Source organism: Duganella sp. Root198D2 (assembly GCF_001428585.1).
Lineage (GTDB): Bacteria > Pseudomonadota > Gammaproteobacteria > Burkholderiales > Burkholderiaceae_D > Rugamonas.
The window spans coordinates 78,063-99,166 of sequence record NZ_LMIC01000049.1 but is presented as its reverse complement, the minus strand read 5'-3'; the positions used below and the strand labels follow the sequence as shown (position 1 = coordinate 99,166).

Here is a 21,104-nt window from a genome sequence, read left to right as displayed (position 1 = left end):
AATTTCCTTAGCATCATGCCCACCATCCTTACCCACCCAGCGATTCCGCTGGCACTCGGCGTCGTACTTGGCCCAACCCGCATTTCACGTCGGCTGCTGATGGCCGGCATGGTGGCGGCAATCGTACCTGATATGGACGTCATCGCCTTCAAGCTTGGGATCGAATATGCAAACCAGCTTGGCCATCGCGGAGCCTCGCACTCGATTGTGTTTGCGCTGGCATTAGGATTGCTGGCGGCGCTTGCCGCGCCATGGCTGCAAGCGAAACGCTGGGTGACAATGGCATTCGTGTCGTTCGCCTGCGTCTCGCACCCCTTGCTCGATATGCTGACGACAGGCGGCCTTGGTGCCGCGATCTGGTGGCCATTCTCCGATCAGCGGCATTTCTTCCCGGTCCAGTTCATCCGCGTATCACCATTAACAATGGGGCGCTTCCTGGGCCCCGCCGGCTTAACAGTCATCAAATCTGAACTCCTTTGGGTTTGGCTACCTTGCCTTTCCTTGATCGTGGCCGCATTGGCCATGCGTAAAAGCGCCCACTCCAAATCAAATGCCAGCTGTATCGCTTGCGATTAACTGGCAGGAAGACCGATTCATGACACCGACTCGTGCGGCTTTTGATACGAACTACTAAAGGTAAAAGCCTTTAAGCTTGATCGATGTACGAAAAAACCCTCTCCCTCATCATCGAGCTTGAGGCTTTCCTGCTGGAGGGCCGCTTGAGCAGTTCCACCCTGCTACGACTTCTTCAACGGCTTCTCTGGCTACCATTGAAGTTCTTGAAGATGGGGGTGAAGGAAAAAACCAATGGAATATTTTTGTGGGCGTATATCGCCTTTGCAGCTGCCTTCATAGGGGTCGGACTAATCGAAAGCATCGGCCTCGCAAAGACGGAAGCCGCGAACATCATGAACCTGACACTGATGTTAGCCCCAGCACTGCTGGTCTTGTTTTCGCTGCCCAGCTTCTACGCGCATAGCGGTGTGACACCGGACGCCGTTAATTTCGTGGTCGATTTTCTCGGCAAGAATGGGTTCCAGTCCGAGAAAGAAGTCGAGCTCCTTAAAAAGTCAATCAAGCCTATTGAAGAACGCTCACGCAATCGCGTCACAGCACTTAAATGGATTGTTGGTCTCATTTGGGCAAGCTTCATTTATACGTTTTCAAAGGTCCTGGAACCCTCCCAGTCCACAATGGCGGGAATAGCGTCGAGCCTTTGGACCCTTGCAATAATGGCATTGACGCTGATCGCTGCCTATCTATTGGTCTGGGGATATGAAGCGGCGCTCGACAAGCTCTTTAAAGCCGTTGAATTTGGCTGCAATGATTTTTGTTATTCGCTTGAGGTAGCCAAACGCAATCCGGCCTAGCGTCAGAGCGGCAGGTTGGTCTCGAACTTCGCTAGCCAGTGCCACAAGCCAGTGCCAGGTCTGTCATTTGGACATCAGCACCGAATCTTTGACTAATCTCAATGCAAGAAATTGGCGAAATTCGTGTCTTGATATTTCTCAAGTGAGAGCGCTAGCTGTCCAAATGACAGACCTGGTACAGACTTTGATAAATAGCGAAGCCGCGACATTCTGCTCAGTACTTCATGCGGTGAATCCGGCCAAGTGCCAATCACAAGCTCTTCAACATTGATCATGCCGGAAATCGGCGTCAGGCTGCGATACCTGCAATGCCAAATCCGCGCAGTGCGAATTGCCGACATGTCCCCTACTGCTGGAAACGTGCTCGCCCTATCCCTCATTAACTCAAGATGGTTTCCCATTTGAACTTCCATGACTTAAGCCGGCCCTGCCCCAAAAATCAAAGCGTCAGCTTGGTCTCGAACTTCGAGCAGTTCATGGCGAACAGGCTCTTCACGTTGATGACATTGTGGTGGGAGGTGAAGACGCGGCGCGTGAAGGCGCTGTATTCCTCCATCGATTCCACCGTGACGATCAGGTGGAAGTCGAATTCGCCCGCCACCTCGTAGCAGGACATCACCTCGGGCTCGGAGCGCATGCGATGCTCGAACTGCTTGAGGATGTCGGTATTCTGCTTCTCCAGTTCGACCGACACGAACACCGTCAGCGGCCGCCCGGCCAATGCGCGGTCGACCAGCGCGACGGCCTTCACCAGCACGCCGTCGCTACGCAGCCTTTCGATGCGGCGCTGGCAGGTTGCGACCGATGAATGCACGCGCTCGGCGATCTCTCGCAGCGGCGTACTGGCATCCTCTTGCAGGATATTGAGGATGCTGCGGTCGATCCGGTCCAACTCCCTCATGCGAGATGCCGCAGGGGGTGCGCCCAGGCCGGCCAGCATGGCTCGAAGAAGCGCTCCACCATTGCGGGCGTAACTTCGGCCAGGGTCGCGGGATTCCACTTCGGCTGGTTGTCCTTGTCGATCACCAGCGCCCGCACGCCTTCGAAAATTTCGCCATGCTCGAAGTTGCGGCGCACCAGATTGCGTTCCATGCGCAAGCAGTCTGGCACCCCTAGCGCTGCACCGCGCTTCAGCAGTTCGTGGGTCACGCTCATCATCAGCGGCGAGCGCAGCTCCATTGCCTTCAGCGATTTCTGCGCGAATGGCGTACTGTCGCCGCGCAGCGATTGCATGATGGCCGGCACCGAGCCTGCCGAGAAATGCTTGTCGATCAAAGCGCGCTGCTCTTCCAGCTCGCTGTCGCCGGCGAAGGCGTTATGCGGGCCGGCATAAACGGCAATCGCGTCGCGCAGCGATTTGCCGGGCGTGGATTCGAGCAGCGCGGCCAGACCGGCCAGTTCCGTCTCCGGCACGAAGTAATCAGCCAGGTCGAGGTACAGCGCATCGGCAGCGCCGACCGTCAGGCCGGTGAGGCCCAGCCACATGCCAAGCTGCCCCGGCGCATGCGACAGGAAATGGCTGCCGCCTACATCCGGGAACAGGCCGATATTCACTTCCGGCATCGCCATCTTGGTGCGGCCGGTGACGATGCGCACGCCGCAGTCAGGCCCGCCCTGTGCGATGCCCATGCCGCCGCCCATCACCACACCGTCCATCAGCGCCACATATGGCTTGGGATAGAAATGGATTAAATGGTTTAGCGCATATTCTTCGGTGAAGAAGTCTTCCAGCAGTGCGCTGTCGCCTTGCGTGTTGGCGCGGCCGACGTCGTGGAAGAAGCGGATGTCGCCGCCCGCGCACAGCGCGCGCTCGCTGCTGCTGCGCAACACGACTGCCGCCACGGACGCATCGTCGCGCCACGCAAGCAGCGCCTGCGTCATCGCGCGCACCATGTCGAGGGAGAGTGAATTGAGGGCCTTCGGGCGGTCCAGCGTGATAAAGCCGGTACCGTTGGAGAGATGGGTGTGGACGTGTTCGCTCATGCAAATATTTTAACGCACACTGGCCGCAAAAAAGGGCGCCAATTGCGCCCTTTGGTGTGCTACACGGCCGCTCCTTTACACGGCGGTGGGTGGTGCTTCGTACGTATCCGGGAAATGCTTGATGGCCGCATGATTGTGGTTCTGCACGCGGTCTTTGTATTTCATGACCTGGCGATCCAGTTTATCAATCAGGGTGTCGATGGCGGCGTAGAGGTCTTGCGACAGGCTTTCGACGTACACGGTTTTGCCAGACATGCGCAGGTTGATTTCCGCTTTCTGGCGCTTCTCTTTCTCGGTGAGGTTATCTACAGTCAGGATGACAGCAATATCAATTACTTGATCGAAATGGCGCTTGACGCGTTCCAGCTTGTTCTGCACGTACTCGCGGATGGCTGGGGTCACTTCGACATGATGTCCACTGATGGTGAGATTCATACACACTCCTAAAGATGATGTCGCTCTCGAGTTCGTGCACGCCGAAACGCACAGAGGAACCCATGCACTGCACTACAAAGATTTGCGGAGGCTTACCGGAGGGATTTTCAACGCTTCTCGATATTTGGCAACAGTCCGTCGCGCAATCACCATGCCTTGTTCTCCCAGCATGTCCGCAATCTTACTGTCGGATAAAGGATTTTTCGGGTCTTCTGCTCCTGTCAATTGCACGATCAGTGCCCGTATCGCTGTCGAAGAAGCTTCACCCCCAGCTTCGGTCGCGACGTGGCTACCAAAGAAATATTTCAACTCAAACATGCCATGTGGGGTGAGCATATATTTTTGAGTTGTTACGCGAGAAATAGTGCTCTCGTGTAGTCCCAGTGTATCAGCAATTTCACGCAACACAAGGGGTCTCATGGCCACTGCGCCATGACTGAAAAAGTTCTTTTGTCTTTCTACTATCGCTTCCGCAACGCGCAGGATCGTGTCGAAACGCTGGCGCATATTCTTGATCAGCCACTTGGCTTCCTGCAGCTGGCCATTCATCTGCGATTCGCTCTTGCCTTGCTTGAGCAGGTTGGCGTACAGCGCGTTCACGCGCAGGCGCGGCACCACGTCGTTATTCAGTGTGACCAGCCAGCCGCTGCGGCCCTTCTTCACGATCACGTCCGGCACCACGTAGTCGGACTCGCCAGACGCGAATTCGGCACCCGGATGCGGGTTGCACTGGCGGATCACGCACTGTGCTTCACGCAAGTCTTCGTCGTCGCAGTCGAGGGCTTTCTTCAGCTTGGTGAACTCGCGCTGGGCGAACCAGGTCAGGTGCTTCTCGACGATGGTCAGCGCCATGCGGCGCGTCACCAGCGGCACGCCGGGCATGCGCTTGATCTGCAGCGCCAGGCATTCGGAGGCATTGCGTGCCGCGACGCCGGCGGGGTCGAAACTTTGCAGCAGCACCAGGCTGCAGCGCAGGTCGTCCAGCTCGATTTCCAGTTCGGGCGGCAGGCGCTCGTGGATTTCTTCCAGCGCTTCTTCCAGGTAGCCGTTGTCGTCCAGCGCGTCGATGATCAGTTCCATCAGCGCGCGGTCGCGCGGCTCCTGCACGGTGACGCGCATCTGCTCCAGCAGGTGTTCACGCAGGGTGCAGCCGGAAGCTTCCAGCTGCGGGCGGCTGTCTTCGTCGTCGGCGGATTTGCTGCCGGAGCTGGAGCTCCAGTCGCCGTCGTCGCTGCCGTTGCCGGCATTTTCGCTGTCGCCGCCTTCATAACCTTCGCCGTCGGCAGCGGCAGCCGGGGCGTCGCCGCCCTCGCCTTGCCCGCCTTCAGGGGCGGGCGCGGCGGGCGCTTCGGTGCCATTGCCGTTGCCCTGGCTGATGGCGCCATCGGCCAGCAGGCGTACCGAGTGGTCGAGCGGATCGTCGAGGCGCTCCAGCATGGGATTGTCGCCAAGCAGCTGTTCCAACTCCTGGTGCAGCTCCAGCGTGGACAGCTGCAGCAGGCGGATGGATTGTTGCAGCTGCGGCGTCAGCGCCAGGTGTTGCGAGGTTCGCAGTTGCAGTGTTTGTTTCATGGCCTCGCTTACATGCGGAAGTGTTCGCCGAGGTAGACACGGCGTACGGATTCGTTGGCAATGATGTCGTCCGGGCGGCCCGAAGCCAGCACGGCGCCTTGGTTGATGATGTAGGCGCGGTCGCAAATGCCGAGGGTCTCCCGCACATTATGGTCTGTGATCAGGACGCCGATATTGCGCTCCTTCAGGAAACGCACAATACGTTGGATTTCGATCACGGCGATCGGGTCGACGCCGGCAAACGGCTCGTCCAGCAGCACGAAGCGCGGGTTGGTCGCCAGGGCGCGGGCAATTTCCACGCGGCGGCGCTCGCCACCGGACAGGGACAAGGCCGGGTTTTCGCGCAGCTTCTCGATCTGCAAGTCAGCCAGCAGCGCTTCCAGGCGCTGGTTGATCTCGGCCTTGGGCAGCGGCTTGCCGTCGACCTTCTGGATTTCCAGTACGGCACGGATATTTTCCTCCACCGTCATCTTGCGGAAAACCGAAGCTTCCTGCGGCAGGTAGGACAGGCCCAGCGTGGCGCGTTTGTGGATCGGCAGGCTCGATACGTCGGTGCCGCCGATATCGATGGTGCCGGCATCGGAGGCCACCAGGCCCACGATCATGTAGAACGACGTGGTCTTGCCGGCGCCATTAGGGCCGAGCAGCCCCACCACTTCGCCGCAATCGACTTGCAGCGAAACGTCGTGCACCACCTGGCGCTTGCCATAGGTTTTCTGGAGGCCGCGCACGACCAGCGTGCTGGCGCAGGTATTTGCTTGCATGCTTACTTCTTCTCCGCTGGCGGGGTGGTTGGCTGAGCCGCTGGCGGCGTTGCCGGCGGTTCGGTGCGGGTCGGCTGGATCACCATGGTGCCGCGGCCGCCGCCCGGCTTGCTCTCGCCGCTCGCGGTATTGCGCACGCTGAAGAACTCCTTGCGGCTGTCGTAGGAGATGAACTCGCCCTGCACTTCATCGTTCTGCTTGCCGCCTTCCAGGCGGCGGATGGTGGCCTTGTTGAACATCTTCACCAGCTCAACCTGTTCTTCGTATTCGATACGGTCGGCATCGCCTTCCACCCACTGGTCGCCGGCACCGTCGCGCTTCTGGCGGAAGGTGGCTTTCTTGCCGTCGCCGAACAGGGTCACCTGCTGGTAGCCTTCCGGCGTCTGCTTGACGTAGGCGCGCTCCGCCGTCATGGTCAGCGTGCCGCGCGTCAGCTTGACGCCGCCCAGCAGGATGGTGACCTGCTTGACGTCGTCGATATCCATCGAGCCATAGCTGATATTGGTCGGCTTGTAAGAGTCGGCTTTCTCGGCCAGCGCCGGAGCCGCGACTCCCAGCAGCAATGCTGCCGACAAGAGTAGTCGTTTCATAGTCATTCCTCAGTTATTGGTCTGCAGCCCTGGGGGGAAGCTGCAGCGTGCCATTGCCGGCCAGATGCATTTCGCGCGTCGCATTGTTGGCGCGCATGCTGTTGGCCGAGGCGGTGGTATTCCCCAGGCGCAGCTTCACCGGCTGGTCGGTTTCCATGCGGTCTTCGTCCGGGAAGATCACCAGCTTGTCCGATTCCAGGTGCAGCAGTTGCGCGTCCGGCGCGGCGGCGCGGTCGATGGTGACGTTGCCGTTCAGGGTGACGCGGCTGTTGGCGTCTTCCACGCGCGCCGTTTTTGCCACGATCTCCATTGGCGGCTTCCCGCCGGCCAGGCTGCGCACACGCGGGTTGTCGACCTCGGACGAATCGTCGATCGGGCGATGCGTCAGCTTGTCGCCGGCGATGATATAGCTCGGCTTGCCATCTTTCGACATGCGCACGAAAGAGAAGTTATGGATGATGTAGTCCGGCTCGTTCAAACGTTTATCGGCCTGCATCTGTTCGTCCGCACGGTTCAGCAACTCGAGCAGGTAGAAGCTGCCGAGCGCCGCCAGCAGCACGAAAATCATGCCGAGCGAAAGGCGGAAGCGGTGGGCGATCCTCTGGTTACGCATTGCCGGCTCCCTTACACCAGGAACTGCGCCATCACGCGGTCATAGCTGCCCGTTGCACGCAGCACGAATTCGCAGGCCTCGCGCACCGCGCCGCGGCCACCCGCAGCTTCAGTGATGTAGTGGGACCGCTGCTGCGCTTCCTGGCGGCCATTCGGCACGCTGACTGCGAAGCCTACGCGGCTCAACAGCGGCAAGTCGACCACGTCGTCGCCGATGAAGGCGACCTGTTCTTCGGCCAGGGCCAGTTCGGCCAACAGGGCCTTGAACGGTGTCAGTTTGTCGTGGCCGCCCTGGTGCACGTAATCGATGCCCAGGTCCTTGGCGCGCGCCAGCACGATCGGCGTGCGCCGCGCGCTGATGATTGCGGTCTTGATGCCGGCTTCCTGCAGCAGCTTGATGCCCAGGCCGTCGTGCACGTTGAAGGTTTTGACCATTTCACCGTCGGCGCCGTAGGTCAGGCTGCCATCGGTCAGCACGCCGTCCACGTCGAAGATGAAGAGGCGCACCTTGGCTGCGCGGGCCACGAGGTCTTCGCGTTTGAACGCCATCAGATCACCTTGGCGCGGGTCAGGTCGTGGATATGCAGCGCGCCAACCAGCGTGCCGTCGTGATCCACCACCAGCATCTGGTTGATGCGGAATTCTTCCATCACCGCCACCGCATCCACTGCCAGCTGGTCGGGGCCGATGCTGCGCGGGTTCAGGTGCATCACGTCCTTGATCACGACCTTGGTGAAGTCCTGCACCTTCTCGATCATGCGGCGCAGGTCGCCGTCGGTGAATACGCCGACCGGCTTGTTGCCGGCATCGACGATGGCGGTCATGCCCATGCCCTTCTGGGTGATTTCCAGCAGCGCGTCCGGCAGGCGCGTCTCCATGCCCACGGCCGGGATGGCGCCGTCCTTGCGCATCACGTCGCGCACATGCGTCAGCAGGCGGCGTCCCAATGCGCCACCAGGGTGGGAGCGGGCGAAATCTTCTTCCTTGAAGCCGCGCAGGTCGAGCAGGGCCACGGCAATCGCATCGCCCAGCGCCAGCGTGACGGTGGTGGAGGCGGTCGGCGCCAGGTTCATCGGGCAGGCTTCCTTGGCCACTGACACGTCCAGGTGCACGTCGGCCAGCTTGGCCAGGCTCGACTGGGGCTTGCCGGTCATGGCAATCACGTGGCCGCCCATGCGCTTGACCACGGGCAGGATGGCCATCAGCTCAGCCGCTTCGCCGGAATAGGAAATGGCAATTACCACGTCTTCCGGCGTCACCATGCCCAGGTCGCCGTGCGCGGCTTCGGCCGGATGCACGAACAGGGCCGGGGTGCCGGTGGACGCCAGCGTTGCTGCAATCTTGCGGCCGATATGGCCGGACTTGCCGATGCCCGACACCACGACGCGGCCCTTGCATTGCAGCAACAAGGACACAGCCTGGCCCACGGTCTCGTCGGTAGCCAGGCGCGCATTCAGCGCTGCCAGGGCGTCCGTTTCGATCTGCAGGGCCTCGCGCGCCAGTTCCAGCGCGCGTGTTGCGGTCTTGGCATCAAAAGATTTCAGCATTGTTTTTTCATGGGTTAAACTCATGCCCGAAGTATAGCCGAATTAGATAAGCAAAAAACTTGCCAGACAAAACAAACAACGGATGTTCTCCCCCCTTGAACTGACCCTCCTCCTCCTCGGCAGCGCCGTCCTCGGCGTCGTTGCCTTCCGCATGATGCACCTGCCGCCAATGCTGGGTTACCTGGCTGTCGGCATCCTGCTGGGCCCCCATGCCATGGGGCTGGCCGAGCAAAGCCATGCCACTGAATTGCTGGGTGAATTCGGGGTGGTGTTCCTGATGTTTTCGATCGGGCTGGAATTCTCCCTGCCCAAGCTGATGGCCATGCGCTCGATCGTATTCGGTCTCGGCATGGCTCAGGTGGGACTCACCATAGCCGCCACCATGCTGTTCGGCTGGCTCATCCATTTCCTGCTGCCGCCCTCGATCCAGCTCGGCTGGCAGGCTTCCTTTGCCTTGGGCGGCGCGCTGGCCATGTCCTCCACTGCCATCGTCGTCAAATTGCTCACGGAGCGGCTCGAGCTGGAGAGTGAGCACGGGCGCAAGATCATCGGCATCCTGCTGTTCCAGGACCTGGCGGTGGTGCCGCTGCTGATCCTGATCCCGGCCCTGGCGCAAAATCCGGCCGACTTGCCGAAGACGCTGGGCCTGGCCGGCCTGAAGGCGGCGGTGGTGCTGCTCCTGCTGCTGTTCGTTGGCCAGAAGGTGATGCGCAAGTGGTTCACCATCGTCGTGCTGCGCCGCTCGCAGGAGCTGTTCATGCTCAACCTGCTGTTGGTGACGCTGGGCGCGGCCTGGATCACCGAGCAGGCCGGCCTGTCGATGGCGCTGGGCGCATTCGTGGCCGGCATGCTGATTTCCGAGACCGAATACAAGCACCAGGTGGAAGAGGACATCAAGCCTTTCCGCGACGTGCTGCTTGGCCTGTTCTTCATCACCGTCGGCATGCTGCTCAATGCGCGCGTGGTGCTGGAAAACTGGTGGCTGGTGCTGGTACTGCTCACCGGGCCTGTACTGCTCAAGTTTGCCCTGATCGCCGGGCTGGCGCGCCTGTTCGGCGCCTCCACCTCGACTGCCATGCGCACCGGCCTGGCGCTGGCGCAGGCGGGCGAATTCGGCTTCGTACTGCTGAATGTGGTGGGCGGCATGAAACTGGTCGATCCCTTCGTCGTGCAGGTGGTGCTGGCCTCGATGGTGCTGTCGATGCTGCTGGCGCCGTTCCTGATCGCGCAGTCGGACAGGATCGTCATGAAGTTCTCCGCCAACGAGTGGATGATGCAGTCGCTGAACCTGACCAATATTGCGGCGCGCACGATGTCGGCACAAAAGCATGTGATCGTGGCGGGCTTTGGCCGTTCGGGCCAGTCGCTGGCTACGCTGCTGACCGAAGAAAAGATTCCTTACCAGGCGCTGGACCTGGACCCGATCCGGGTGCAGGAGGCACAGGCGGCCGGCGCCAATGTGTCGTACGGCGATGCGGCGCGGCGCGAGTCGCTGGTGGCAGCCGGCATCAAGCGCGCTTCGGCGGTAGTGATCACTTACGCCTCCACCCCTTCCGCGCTGCGGGTACTGCACCTGGTGCATGAACTGGCGCCGGAATTGCCGGTGATCGTACGCTCGCACGACGATACGGACCTGGACCGGTTGAAGGAAGCCGGCGCCGCCGAAGTGGTGCCGGAACTGATGGAAGGCTCGCTGATGCTGGCCTCCCATGCGCTGGTGATGCTGGGCGTGCCGTTGCGCCGGGTTGTGCACCGCGTGCAGCGGGCTCGCGAAGAGCGTTATGCCTCGCTGCGCGGCTACTTCCACGGCGCCAGCGACAGCGGCGAAGAGTTGGAAATGGTGCGCCTGCATTCGGTGTCGCTGGGCGAGCAGGCGTCGTGCATCGGCAAGTGCGTGAAGGACCTGGGGCTGGATGAAACCGGGGCCGAAATCTCCGCCATCCGCCGCGGCAAGGTGCGGCTGGAAGCGGACGCGGGCACTACGCTGGAGGCGGGTGACGTGGTGGTCTTGCGCGGCACGGCAGAAGAGGTAGCGCGCGCCGAAAGCGATTTGCTGGCCTAGAACCGGTCACCCGCCGTCATGCAGCGTACCGGATCACCCGATTGCGCCCACCTTCCTTGGCCTGGTACAGCGCTTCGTCGGCCTGCTCAATCAATTGCGTCGCCTGCTCTTCCGGCGTAGAGCCGTCCGGCACCTGCGCCAGGCTGGACACGCCCACCGAGGCCGTGATCGACACCTTCACCCCGTGCGACAGCTCAATCATGCTGGCCGCAATACCGGCCCGGATCCGCTCGCCCACGTAGGTCGCACTCTCCAGGTCGGCATCGATCAGCAGCACCACAAACTCCTCGCCGCCAAAGCGCGCCAGCGCATCCGACAGCCGCAGTTCCGCCTTGATGCGGTTGGCCACCTCGCGCAGCACTTCATCGCCGCCACCGTGGCCGACCGTGTCGTTGACGCGCTTGAAATGGTCGATGTCGATATACATGAACGACACCGGATACGACTGCCGGCGCGCACGCGCAATTTCTTCCAGCAGCCTGCGATCGACGTAGCGGCGGTTGAACACCCCGGTCAGTGCATCGGTCAGGCCCATGTACTTCAGCATTTCATTGGAGATCACGTTCTCCAGGCAGATGGCGATGATGGACGCCATGTGCTCGACGAAATCGGTGCCCAGGCTGGGCGAGAAGCGCGTCGGATCCAGGCTGCCCAGGTTCAGCGAGCCGATCAGCCGCTTGTTGCGCAGCAGCGGCACCATGCCCACGCTTTGCAGGCGCATGCCCGGCAGCGCGAACTGGCGGCCGTGCTTTTGGGCGTCGAACATGCCAAGGTAGGGCTTGGGCGCCAGGCCGGGATCGAGGTCGAAGGCCAGGCTTTCAACGTCCGGCACGAACAGCAGGTTGGGAAAATCGGCGAAATCGACACCCAGTTTTTCCATTACCGTGCGGATATCGTCACCCACGTCAACCAGGGCCAGGGTCACCGCATCCAGGTCGGAAATCACCGGCAGGGTGCGGAAAATGGTGCCAATCAGCTCGGGGAAGCTGGCCGCGCCAACAATCTCCAGGTCGAACGCCTGGTGGCGCGTCATGATCGAATGATTGCGTTCGGCCTGCTCGATCAGGTACGCAAGGCGGGCGCGCAGGGACTGGTTTTCCGCTGCCAGTTCCGCCTGGGTGGGCTGCTTGCCCGTGATTTTCTGCGTGATCTCCATCGCCCTGCCGATATTCACTACTAAAACGACAGTGTAACCTCGATTGGGTCGCCAACCGATAGTTTTATACCATCACCTGTTATTACGATTGCATTCATCCCGAAGCAGATGCCGCCGTCGACTTCCGGCTTGGCGCGGTAGCCTTGCAGGATATCCAGCGGATCGGGTCCGAATTCGCCGCTGGACTGGTCGACCGACGGCATCGGGCAACGGGCGCAGGGTTTGACCGGTTTCAGGGCAGCCCCGCCGATGCGGAATTCTTCCGTGTAGTCCTCTTCAAAGGCATCCAGGTCGCCCACCACCAGGTTGGGGCGGAAGCGGTTCATTGGCAAGGGCTGGCGGCCCTGCTGCTGCAGCTTGTCGTTGAGGTCTTGCAGCGAGCCGCTGCCGATGACCAGGAGCGGGTAGCCGTCCGAGAACAGGGTCGGGTGCTGCTCGCCATTGGTCCACTTGCCGCTGGTCAGGCGCCTGGCGTTGGCATGGAAGCGCGCCAGGCGGCATTCGATGCCGAGGAACTTGCTGAACCAGGTGGCGGTGGTTTCATCGCAATCATAGGCCAGCACATTGTCTTCCCAGACCTGCACCTGCAAGGCCGGCGCGGTCTCAGGATCGGGCAAGCCAAGCGGAATTTCCAGCTGCAGCATGCCGGGGGCGCGCAGCTCCATGGTTTCCGCCTTCAGGCGCGGCACGATCAGCGCCATGCGCGGATGCTCGCGCTGGGTCAGCGCCACACCGTTGGCGTCGACCAGCATCCACTCGCGGTCGTAGACTTGCTCGGTCATCAGGCCGGCGCGGGTCAGGGTCGCGTGCTTCAGCGACAAGCCGGCGCAGGACTTGATCGGGTAAAGGGAGAGTTCAGAGATGAAGGGCATAGTGCCCGTGAGTATGGCAGAAAAAGAAACGCCGCGCGGCGCGCGGCGTTGTATGGCGTTAAGCTTCCGTTTTCGGCTTCTTCGGCAGCTTGCTGCGCGCGGGCTGCTTGTGCATGCCCGGCTTCCTGGCCCGCTTTGGCGCTGCAGCCTTGGCTTCGTCCGGCGCATCCACTGCCGCCGCTTCAGCCACTACCGCAGTTTCCGCAGCCGCCGCCAGCACGGCTTCCGCCTGCTGCACCGCTTCCGCCGCTTCGGCCGCGACCTGCGCTACCTTGCTGCCGCGCGAGCTGGTTTTCCTGGCAGCCGGCTTTTTGGCTGCAGCACGGGTACGCTTGGCCGGTGCCGCTTCGGCAGGTGTTTCGGCTGGCGCTTCCACGATTGGCACAGCTTCTTCCACCACCGCCACGGCAGCGACTTCTGCATCTGCCGCCACGTCAACTGCAGCGGCAGGAGCGGCATCGCCCTCGCCACGGCGGCCACGGCCACCACGGTTGCCGCGGTTGCGGCGGCTATCGCGGCCTTCGCGTTCGCGGCGTGCTTCGCCGGCCTCGCCAGGAGCGGTGGATTCCTCGGCACCTTCCTGCGCCTCGGCATCCATAACGACACCGGAGTCCTGTTCGACCGGCGCATCCACAACAGGCAGCACAACCGGCTGGCTGCTACGGTACACGTACGCGCCCGACTTTTCGTCGCGGCCGAATTCCAGCAGGCCGCGCGCCTTCATTTCTTCCAGCAGGTTGCCGAAAGTACGGAAACCATAGTACGACTCGCTGAAGTCCGGCTTGCGGCGCTTGATCGCCTCCTTCAGCACGGAAGCCCAGATCTTGCCTTCCCCGCGTTCGGCTGCCAGCGCATCGAAGGTGGTGTAAGCGATTTCCACGCACTGGTTGCGGCGCTTTTCCATCTCTTCGCGGCGGCGCTTCTCTTCTTCTGCAGAGCGCTTTGGCTGCTGCTCGCGGTCATTGCGCGTTGCCTGGCGCTGGCGGCGCGATTCGCGCACCAGGTCGTCGTAGAAGATGAATTCGTCGCAGTTGGCCACCAGCAGGTCGGAAGTGGAATCCTTGACGCCGACGCCGATCACGCGCTTGGCGTTCTCGCGCAGCTTGGATACCAGCGGCGAGAAATCGGAGTCGCCCGAAATGATGACGAAGGTATTGACGTGGGCCTTGGTGTAGCACAGGTCCAGCGCATCGACCACCATGCGGATGTCGGCCGAGTTCTTGCCGGACAGGCGCACGTGCGGAATTTCGATCAGCTCGAAATTGGCCTCATGCATCGGGCCCTTGAAAGCCTTGTAGCGGTCCCAGTCGCAATAAGCCTTCTTGACCACGATGCTGCCCTTCAGCAGCAGGCGCTCCAGGATAGGCTTGATGTCGAATTTCTCGTAATTGGCGTCGCGGACGCCCAGTGCGACGTTTTCGAAGTCGCAGAACAGTGCCATGCTGGCGTTATCGTTAGGTGAAGCCATAGTGTTGGTTGTTATTGGTTGCCTTGTTCAATCCGGCGATTATACAGGGCGGTAGCACGGCATATGCGCCAAGGATCCTGCCGAGCCACGTGAGGCTGTGCACAGGCCTGGACCAAGGCTGCCAGCACTGCATCGCGCCCCGCCCCTTGGCGCTGCAGGAAAGGCCGCAACCGTGCGATTTCGCGCAACGCCGCCGGATTGCCCTCTGCAGCCTCCTGGTACCGGCGCGCGACCGGCACGCTGCTGGCCAGGATCCGGCATTCGTCTTGCCCCATCTGCAGCCTGGCCAATGCAAAACCCAGCCAATACTGCCACGGCAGTTCACTGACCTGCAACTCGGCCAGCCTGCAGCCTGGCGCCGCAGCCGCCTGCGCTCCCAGCGCCTCCAGAGCCTGAGCCAGCCGCTCCGGCAGCACGCCACCCGGAGCAATTCGCGCCCATGGGTTGCGCTCCTGGAGTCGGTCAAGCTCCAGGCCGTCCTGACGGGCGTTGACCCACGCCCCCTGGCGCTGGAACACGGTCAGTTCCACCAGAATGGCCAGTTCACGTTCGAGTTCCCCGTCCGGCCAGGCGTCCGGCTGCTGCACCGTATTGGGCAGCTTGACCGACAAATAGATCGCCCGCAGCATGGCGCGCTCGCGCAGTGCACGCAGTTGGGACAATTCGTCCGGCGTGGCGTTGCCCGGGCGCTCTGCCAGCGCGGCGGGCAGGGCGAAGCGCTCGCCGGGTCCCGCCAGGCGCTGCAGGATACCGGGCAGTTGCGGCGCTTGCCGGTTCAGCGAGTGCAGCGCGTGCAGCAGGGACAAGCACGCATCCGGCCCGCCCACGGTGCATTGACCCGACATCAGGAAGGCACTGAGCTTCTGTTCGAGGATGGCTGCGGACTGCTTGCCGCGCGCTGTAGCGGGCCGGCCCGGATAGCTCACGCTCACGTCGTCCACCTGCTGCAGCACGCATTGCCCGAAATCGAAGACGTTCGGTTCCTCCCACCCCGCGCCCTGCTCGACCGCCCAGAGCATCGGATCTTTGTGACGCACGTGCCAGGCCGGTGTAGCCAGGCAATGCTGCAAAGCGATCGCAGCGCCGGACTCGGGACTGTACTGCGGTTCGGAATGGAAGGAGCCGGCGCGATTAAGGTTGGCACGTTGGTCCCCGACCACCTTGTCGAACCCGCGATCCGGATACCAGGCAGCCCACCTGGCCTGGACATCCGACGGCTTGTCGAAGCGCATCAAGTCCCATTCGCCCGCCAGGTCGACCAGCAATGCCTTGGGCTCATGCTCCATGCCGACAAACTCGGGCATGCGCATCAGGCGCACCAGCTTGTCGCGGTCCAGCGATTGCCAGGCGCCGCCAGGGGCGTCTTCTTCACGCTTCTTGCGCCAGGCTTCCCGCTTGATCTCCGCCACTTCGCGCGCCGCCAGCGGCTGCGCATACGCTGTGCATCGCCCACCCAACAGCATGAGGCAGGCCAGTCCTGCAAACAATTCCCGGATCATCGCGGTAGCTCCACCAGTGCGTAGCGGTTCCAATCCCGTGCCACGGCGCGGCGGCCGCCGGCAGGAACCAGTGCCGTTGGCGCGAATTCCGTAGCGATGCGCCAGGTGCGCCAGCCACGCTGCCTGCTCCAGACCAAAGCCAGTTGCGACCGGTTGTTCGGCAGCAGGACAACGTCCCGTCCTACAGCCACCAGCTGCAACAGCGAAAAGGACTGCAGCGGCGGCGGCGGCAGGAGCTTCCAACGCGCCAGCGCTGCCCCTGCCACCTCGGCGCGCACGCGAGCGTCGGCCAGCGTCACCTTGAAAATGCTGCCGTCGGCCATGCGCACGGCGCGTCCGCCCGCCACATGTGGCTTCGGTCCCCGCTGCCAGCGGCCGCTGCGAGGGCTGAACAGATCACTCACCGGGTTCGGGGCGCCGGTCCCGGTCGTACCGCCCACGACCAGCAGGCGGCCATCCGTCGTTTCCAGCAGCGTCGCAGCAGTATGCGGCCGTGGCAGCGGTATGCGCCGCGCTACCGCGCCGGGACGCCAGCGCAGCAGATCAGCGCCGTCCAGCACTGCCAGCGTGCCGTGCCGGTCGAGCAGGAAATCGCCGCGCGGCCATTCCGATATCAGGGCGCCACCCTCCGTGCTTTCCAACTGGCCCGCGGCATAGCCCACTTCCAGTCCCGGCGCCGGCTCCCAACGGTCTTGCCTTGCGTCGTAACGGAAGGCTGGCGCCGGCATCGCCTCGCGGTACGTGCGCCGGCCGCCGAACGCCAGCAGGCTGCCGTCGGGCAGCGCGACGGCCGACAAGCTGCCAAGGGGCAGCGGCAGCGGCGCAATGGCTTGCGGCGTACCATCCGCTTCGCCCCCGACCGCTTCCGGACGATTGATCGGTTGCCCCGGATCCCCCCCATCCAGCAGATACAGCCTGCCACCTGGCGCCAGGACATCGGCGCCCGCGCCATGCGAGTACAGGAATTCGCCCGCTTTCGCACGGTGTAGCTGCTGCAGCAACACCACGCGGCCATGCTCGCGCAGGAAAGCCAGCACACGCCCTTTGCCGAGAGGTGCGAGGGCGGGATCCGGGCTATCTATAGCCGCTACGTCCTGGGAGCGGGTCCAGCGCAGGGTGGCGGGGTCCAGGAAATCGGCATATTTGTTGCTGGAGCCTCCAAGCGCCACCACCTCGTCGTCCGCGGCGAAACCGCTGACCAGCCGTGCACTGACGGGGGGCTTGCTGGTAAAGGCCTCCCATTGCTCGCGCTGTGGATCCCAGATATACGGGGTGTCGATCGCCGGTTCGCCCGCAGCGATGACAATACGGCCATCCGGCAAGTACTGGGGTTTGACCGCTTGCTTGCCATTGGCCAGCCCCTGCGGTGGATTGCGCATCTGCCAGCCGCAAAAGGCAATCTCAAAGCGTACCGGCGCGCTGCCGGCATCTGACTGGCCGATGCCATCGACGGGTCCCGTGACGCCTTTCGCTGCCAGCAGTTGGCGCAGCGCCGGTGCAGGTTCGTTAATGATGGTGGGAATACCCTGCCGCAGCGACACCAGCACCGCCCGCGTGCCGTGCGACGGGCTGCCCATGCAAGCCAAAACCGTGTCGCCGTCCAGCGGCACCAGCGCCGACGGGTAGCTCGCCGACGGCAGTACTAGCGGCGGCGAAAACGTTGCGGCCTTCTTGTTCCACCAGACCAGGCTCCTGACCGGATTGCCGTCATCGTCGTGCGCGCGGCCCTCCACCAGGACTCCGTCGCCCAGCGGGGTCCAGTCGCCGCCGATAGCCGTGTGCAGGGGCCAACCCGCCGGCTCGCCAAAACTGTTCATTTCGGCGTCCCAAACGAGTTTTCCGCTGCGCGTCGAAACCAGGAAGCGCCCTGCTCCAAGGGGGACAAAATGCGGGTTCAGCTTGTTTGGCCAGTCGATAGTGGCATAGGCGTTCCCGGGCGGGGACGCATGGGCCGCAGCGGCAAGGAGCCACAGGAAGACAAGATAGTTGCGCATGGCGAACATGGTGCCACGCAGGCATGTCCAGATCAATCACCCACATGATGTAAGCTGCCGGTTTTCCTTTCCTGGAGCGCCTTGTGAAAAAACTCGCATTCGCCATAGCGGCCCTGCTCATCATGCTTGGCGCAAGCGCTGCCCCAGCCGATGCCGAATTCCGCCAGCAGGTCAACGCCTTCGTCGACAGCTGGCACGACGACGCTGCCAACACCCGCCCTGACTACTGGGACAAGTTCACGCCGGACGCCGTGTTCATCGGCACCGACAAAAGCGAAGTATGGAGCTACAAGGAATTCAAAGCCTGGGCCAAGCGCTTCTGGGACCGCAAGAAGGCGTGGACCTTCACCGCGCAAAAGCGCAATGTCTACTTCTCGCCCGATAAGAAATATGTGTGGTTCGACGAACAGCTCAACACGCAGATGGGCACATGCCAGGCCAGCGGAGTGCTGGTCAACACCGGGAAGGGATTCAAGATCGAGCACTACCAGCTGTCGCTGGCAGTGCCCAATCCGCTCATGGACAGCTTCACCAAGGCAATCCGCGAGCATGAATCCCGGCAATAGCAGCGCCATAAGGGCTCACCCTTATTCCCCAGAACAAATACGCGTTGTGTTTCAGTTATACTCCGCTGCTTTTATTACAACTAGACACACGGGGGAAGGTAATGCTTTTGATCTGGGGAAAACGCCCATACGGCGCGACGCAGAAAGTGGGGACAGTAAGCAAGCAGACGATATTCGGGCACCTATGGTATTTGCCGCTTTTCCCGATGACCAGCTATTTCATCAACAGCAAGGACAAGCGCGCATTCGAACTGAACCGTCTGAGCAAGCGCTCCATACTGTACGGCTACGCGCGTGTCTGGCTCGGCGTATTCTGCGCAGCCAACCTGGCCGCGCTGGCTGCGGTGGAAGACAAGCCGGCCGCAATTGCAGTTGCCATGTTGCCGGCCATTCTGCTTGCCAGCCTGATCGGCCTTACCTACTGGGTCGACAGCAAACAGTTCAAACCGCAACAACGCCTGCTGCGCGAGATGATGGGGCGCCACCTGGGCGTCGCGCTCGATCCGTTCGATTGCCTGGAGAACTTCAGTCCCGAGATCACTTCGGTAGCGCAGCGCTACAGCAGTACCACGCTGGAAGAATACTGGTACAAGCCAGTGCTGCGCGATTCCTTCGCCAGCCAGCCGCTGCGCGAATTGGCAATGCTGCGCGCGCGCTGCGACCAGCACGACAAGGTCCTGCAGCAGGAAGTATTCATGGCACTGGAAAAGCCGGCGCCGCACAGCGCACAGTCCGCCTCGTTCAATGGAACTAAGGCCTAGGCATTGCCGCCCCTGACGGGGCAGCAATCTTGAGGGGATGGTGGATCAGACGTTGAACAGGAAGTTCAGCACGTCGCCATCCTTGACCACGTATTCCTTGCCCTCAGCGCGCATCTTGCCCGCTTCCTTGGCGCCGGCTTCACCCTTGTAGGTGATGTAGTCGTCATAGGCGATGGTCTGGGCGCGGATGAAGCCGCGCTCGAAGTCGGTGTGGATCACGCCCGCAGCCTGCGGCGCGGTGTCGCCCACGTGGATGGTCCAGGCGCGCACTTCCTTCACGCCGGCGGTGAAGTAGGTTTGCAGGCCGAGCAGCTTGAAGCCGGCGCGGATCAGGCGGTCCAGGCCGGGTTCGGCCATGCCCATGTCGGCCAGGAAGGCTTCCTTGTCGGCGTCGTCCAGTTCGGCAATTTCCGCTTCGATGGCGGCACAGATAGCGACGATCGGCGCGTTCTGCGCTTCGGCATACTTGGTCAGCTGGTCCAGCAGCGGATTGTTGGTGAAACCGCTTTCGGAGACGTTGGCCACGTACATGGCCGGCTTGGCGGTAATCAGGCACAGCGGCTTGATCAGTTCCATTTTTTCGGCGTCCAGGCCCAGTGCGCGCACTGGCTTGGCTTCGTTCAGGTGCGGTACCAGTACCTCCAGCAGGGCCACCAGCTTGGCGGCATCCTTGTCGCCGGAGCGGGCTTTCTTCTGTTCGCGGTGGATGGCTTTTTCTACGGTGCCGAGGTCAGCCAGCGCCAGTTCGGTCTGGATCACTTCGATGTCGTCCAGCGGCGATACACGGCCCGATACGTGGATCACGTTGTCGTCTTCGAAGCAGCGCACCACGTTCACGATCGCGTCGGTTTCGCGGATGTGGGACAGGAACTGGTTGCCCAGGCCTTCGCCTTTGGAGGCACCCGCCACCAGGCCGGCGATGTCGACGAACTCAACGATCGCAGGCAGGATACGCTCCGGCTTGACGATTTCAGCCAGCTGTTTCAAGCGCGGATCAGGCACTTCCACCACGCCGACGTTCGGTTCGATGGTGCAGAACGGATAGTTCTCGGCCGCGATGCCAGCCTTGGTCAGTGCATTGAAGAGGGTGGACTTGCCAACGTTAGGCAGGCCGACGATGCCGCATTTGAGACTCATGGAAAACCTTTAAATGATATTGTTCTGCTACGGAATTTTCCGCAAATAGACCGAGATTGTACCCCAGATCATGTCGAGAACCGCCCATATCACCCTGCTGGCCCGCTACAACGATTGGATGAACAACAAGCTGTATGAGGCGGCGGCGACCCTGCCGGCGGAAGAGCTGGCGGCGGATCGCGGGGCGTTCTTTGGTTCGTTGCTGGCGACCCTCAACCATATCGCCGTAGCCGACACCATCTGGCTGAAGCGCATTGCCAGCCACCCGCGCTTTGCCGCCGCGCTGGCGCCGGTTGCAGCCCTGCCGGCGCCGGCTGCGCTGGACCAGCCGCTTTTCGATGCCCTCGGCGCCCTGCGCGAGCGCCGCATCTGGCTCGACCGCCTGATCCTGGATTGGAGCGCCGGCCTGGACGAGGCCGACCTGGATGCCGTCATCACCTACCGCCGCTTCAATGGCGAGGCCAATCACCGGCAGCTCGGGCTGCTGCTGCTGCATTTCTTCAACCATCAAACCCACCATCGCGGCCAGGCTACTACTTTGCTGTCCCAAGCGGGCGTGGATGTCGGCGTGACGGACTTGCTGGCGCTGGTCCCGGAAGCGGCGATGTAGGCAGGATCAGATCCTGATACGCCTGCGAACAAACGGCGATACGGGTATCACCGGCGCTTGCAATATTGTTACCGCTGGAAAATAATGCCATTAGAACAATGTAGGG

22 protein-coding genes are annotated in these 21,104 nt (G+C 62.1%); 6 read left to right on the top strand and 16 right to left on the bottom strand.

The features are described from left to right. Positions 1-15 precede the first annotated feature (15 nt). Together ASE26_RS25915 and ASE26_RS25910 are read left to right on the top strand one after the other, a co-directional pair. Positions 16-576, top strand: coding sequence for a metal-dependent hydrolase (locus ASE26_RS25915; protein ID WP_057247184.1), 561 nt, complete (start codon positions 16-18; stop codon positions 574-576). Positions 577-659: 83 nt separating this feature from the next. Next, entirely contained in the window at positions 660-1,370 is a 711-nt protein-coding gene (locus ASE26_RS25910; RefSeq protein ID WP_055937861.1) for a hypothetical protein, read from the top strand. Between the two features lie 98 nt (positions 1,371-1,468). Here ASE26_RS25910 and ASE26_RS30970 read toward each other — a convergent pair whose 3' ends face one another. From ASE26_RS30970 to ASE26_RS25865, 10 genes are all read right to left on the bottom strand, one after another. Then, complete coding sequence (locus ASE26_RS30970) at positions 1,469-1,711, bottom strand: hypothetical protein (protein WP_156398188.1); 243 nt, start codon at positions 1,709-1,711, stop codon at positions 1,469-1,471. 98 nt (positions 1,712-1,809) lie between these two features. Then, a complete protein-coding gene (locus tag ASE26_RS25905; protein WP_055937858.1) occupies positions 1,810-2,271 on the bottom strand; it encodes an Lrp/AsnC family transcriptional regulator in 462 nt (153 codons plus the stop codon). Next, the gene (locus ASE26_RS25900) at positions 2,268-3,353 is read right to left on the bottom strand and encodes an enoyl-CoA hydratase/isomerase family protein (protein ID WP_057247183.1); all 1,086 of its coding nucleotides are present in this window, start codon (positions 3,351-3,353) and stop codon (positions 2,268-2,270) included. The genes ASE26_RS25905 and ASE26_RS25900 overlap by 4 nt, the downstream gene beginning before the upstream one ends. A gap of 75 nt (positions 3,354-3,428) precedes the next feature. Continuing rightward, a complete protein-coding gene (gene hpf, locus ASE26_RS25895; RefSeq protein WP_055937852.1) occupies positions 3,429-3,788 on the bottom strand; it encodes a ribosome hibernation-promoting factor, HPF/YfiA family in 360 nt (119 codons plus the stop codon). A 72-nt stretch (positions 3,789-3,860) separates the two neighbouring features. After that, on the bottom strand, positions 3,861-5,360 hold the full coding sequence (locus tag ASE26_RS25890) for an RNA polymerase factor sigma-54 (RefSeq protein WP_055937849.1): 1,500 nt from the start codon (positions 5,358-5,360) through the stop codon (positions 3,861-3,863). A gap of 8 nt (positions 5,361-5,368) precedes the next feature. Next, positions 5,369-6,124: an LPS export ABC transporter ATP-binding protein gene (gene lptB / locus ASE26_RS25885; protein ID WP_055937847.1), complete on the bottom strand. Its 756-nt coding sequence runs from the start codon at positions 6,122-6,124 to the stop codon at positions 5,369-5,371. 2 nt (positions 6,125-6,126) lie between these two features. Continuing rightward, positions 6,127-6,714, bottom strand: a complete 588-nt coding sequence (gene lptA / locus ASE26_RS25880; RefSeq protein WP_055937844.1) for a lipopolysaccharide transport periplasmic protein LptA — start codon at positions 6,712-6,714, stop codon at positions 6,127-6,129. A 13-nt stretch (positions 6,715-6,727) separates the two neighbouring features. After that, complete coding sequence (lptC, locus tag ASE26_RS25875; RefSeq protein WP_055937841.1) at positions 6,728-7,327, bottom strand: LPS export ABC transporter periplasmic protein LptC; 600 nt, start codon at positions 7,325-7,327, stop codon at positions 6,728-6,730. An 11-nt stretch (positions 7,328-7,338) separates the two neighbouring features. Continuing rightward, positions 7,339-7,875 (bottom strand): HAD family hydrolase, encoded by a 537-nt coding sequence (locus ASE26_RS25870; RefSeq protein WP_055937838.1) that lies wholly within the window; start codon positions 7,873-7,875, stop codon positions 7,339-7,341. Beyond that, a complete protein-coding gene (locus tag ASE26_RS25865) occupies positions 7,875-8,873 on the bottom strand; it encodes an SIS domain-containing protein (protein WP_200953862.1) in 999 nt (332 codons plus the stop codon). Before ASE26_RS25865 ends, ASE26_RS25870 begins: the two co-directional genes overlap by 1 nt. An 82-nt stretch (positions 8,874-8,955) precedes the next feature. On the opposite strand from ASE26_RS25865, the gene ASE26_RS25860 reads away from it, so the two are divergent. Further along, on the top strand, positions 8,956-10,935 hold the full coding sequence (locus ASE26_RS25860) for a cation:proton antiporter (protein WP_055937832.1): 1,980 nt from the start codon (positions 8,956-8,958) through the stop codon (positions 10,933-10,935). Between the two features lie 16 nt (positions 10,936-10,951). Here ASE26_RS25860 and ASE26_RS25855 read toward each other — a convergent pair whose 3' ends face one another. The 5 genes from ASE26_RS25855 to ASE26_RS25835 are packed head-to-tail and all read right to left on the bottom strand — an operon-like array spanning position 10,952 to position 17,960. After that, positions 10,952-12,091 carry a diguanylate cyclase gene (locus tag ASE26_RS25855; protein ID WP_057247277.1) on the bottom strand — a complete coding sequence of 380 codons (1,140 nt, stop codon included), beginning with the start codon at positions 12,089-12,091 and terminating at the stop codon, positions 10,952-10,954. Between the two features lie 20 nt (positions 12,092-12,111). After that, positions 12,112-12,963, bottom strand: coding sequence for an MOSC domain-containing protein (locus ASE26_RS25850; protein ID WP_055937829.1), 852 nt, complete (start codon positions 12,961-12,963; stop codon positions 12,112-12,114). Between the two features lie 58 nt (positions 12,964-13,021). Further along, positions 13,022-14,431: an NYN domain-containing protein gene (locus tag ASE26_RS25845; protein WP_055937826.1), complete on the bottom strand. Its 1,410-nt coding sequence runs from the start codon at positions 14,429-14,431 to the stop codon at positions 13,022-13,024. 11 nt (positions 14,432-14,442) lie between these two features. After that, complete coding sequence (locus tag ASE26_RS25840) at positions 14,443-15,930, bottom strand: hypothetical protein (protein WP_055937823.1); 1,488 nt, start codon at positions 15,928-15,930, stop codon at positions 14,443-14,445. After that, positions 15,927-17,960 carry a hypothetical protein gene (locus tag ASE26_RS25835; protein WP_055937820.1) on the bottom strand — a complete coding sequence of 678 codons (2,034 nt, stop codon included), beginning with the start codon at positions 17,958-17,960 and terminating at the stop codon, positions 15,927-15,929. Before ASE26_RS25835 ends, ASE26_RS25840 begins: the two co-directional genes overlap by 4 nt. Positions 17,961-18,007: 47 nt before the next feature. Between ASE26_RS25835 and ASE26_RS25830 the strand changes: the two genes are divergently transcribed. Continuing rightward, entirely contained in the window at positions 18,008-18,490 is a 483-nt protein-coding gene (locus ASE26_RS25830) for a nuclear transport factor 2 family protein (protein ID WP_229207301.1), read from the top strand. A 206-nt stretch (positions 18,491-18,696) separates the two neighbouring features. After that, positions 18,697-19,251 carry a hypothetical protein gene (locus tag ASE26_RS25825; RefSeq protein ID WP_055937817.1) on the top strand — a complete coding sequence of 185 codons (555 nt, stop codon included), beginning with the start codon at positions 18,697-18,699 and terminating at the stop codon, positions 19,249-19,251. 45 nt (positions 19,252-19,296) lie between these two features. Here the strand turns inward: ASE26_RS25825 and ychF are convergent, their stop codons facing one another. Then, positions 19,297-20,388, bottom strand: coding sequence for a redox-regulated ATPase YchF (gene ychF / locus ASE26_RS25820; RefSeq protein WP_055937814.1), 1,092 nt, complete (start codon positions 20,386-20,388; stop codon positions 19,297-19,299). Between the two features lie 70 nt (positions 20,389-20,458). On the opposite strand from ychF, the gene ASE26_RS25815 reads away from it, so the two are divergent. Next, positions 20,459-20,998: a DinB family protein gene (locus tag ASE26_RS25815; protein ID WP_055937811.1), complete on the top strand. Its 540-nt coding sequence runs from the start codon at positions 20,459-20,461 to the stop codon at positions 20,996-20,998. The last annotated feature ends 106 nt before the right edge of the window (positions 20,999-21,104 follow it).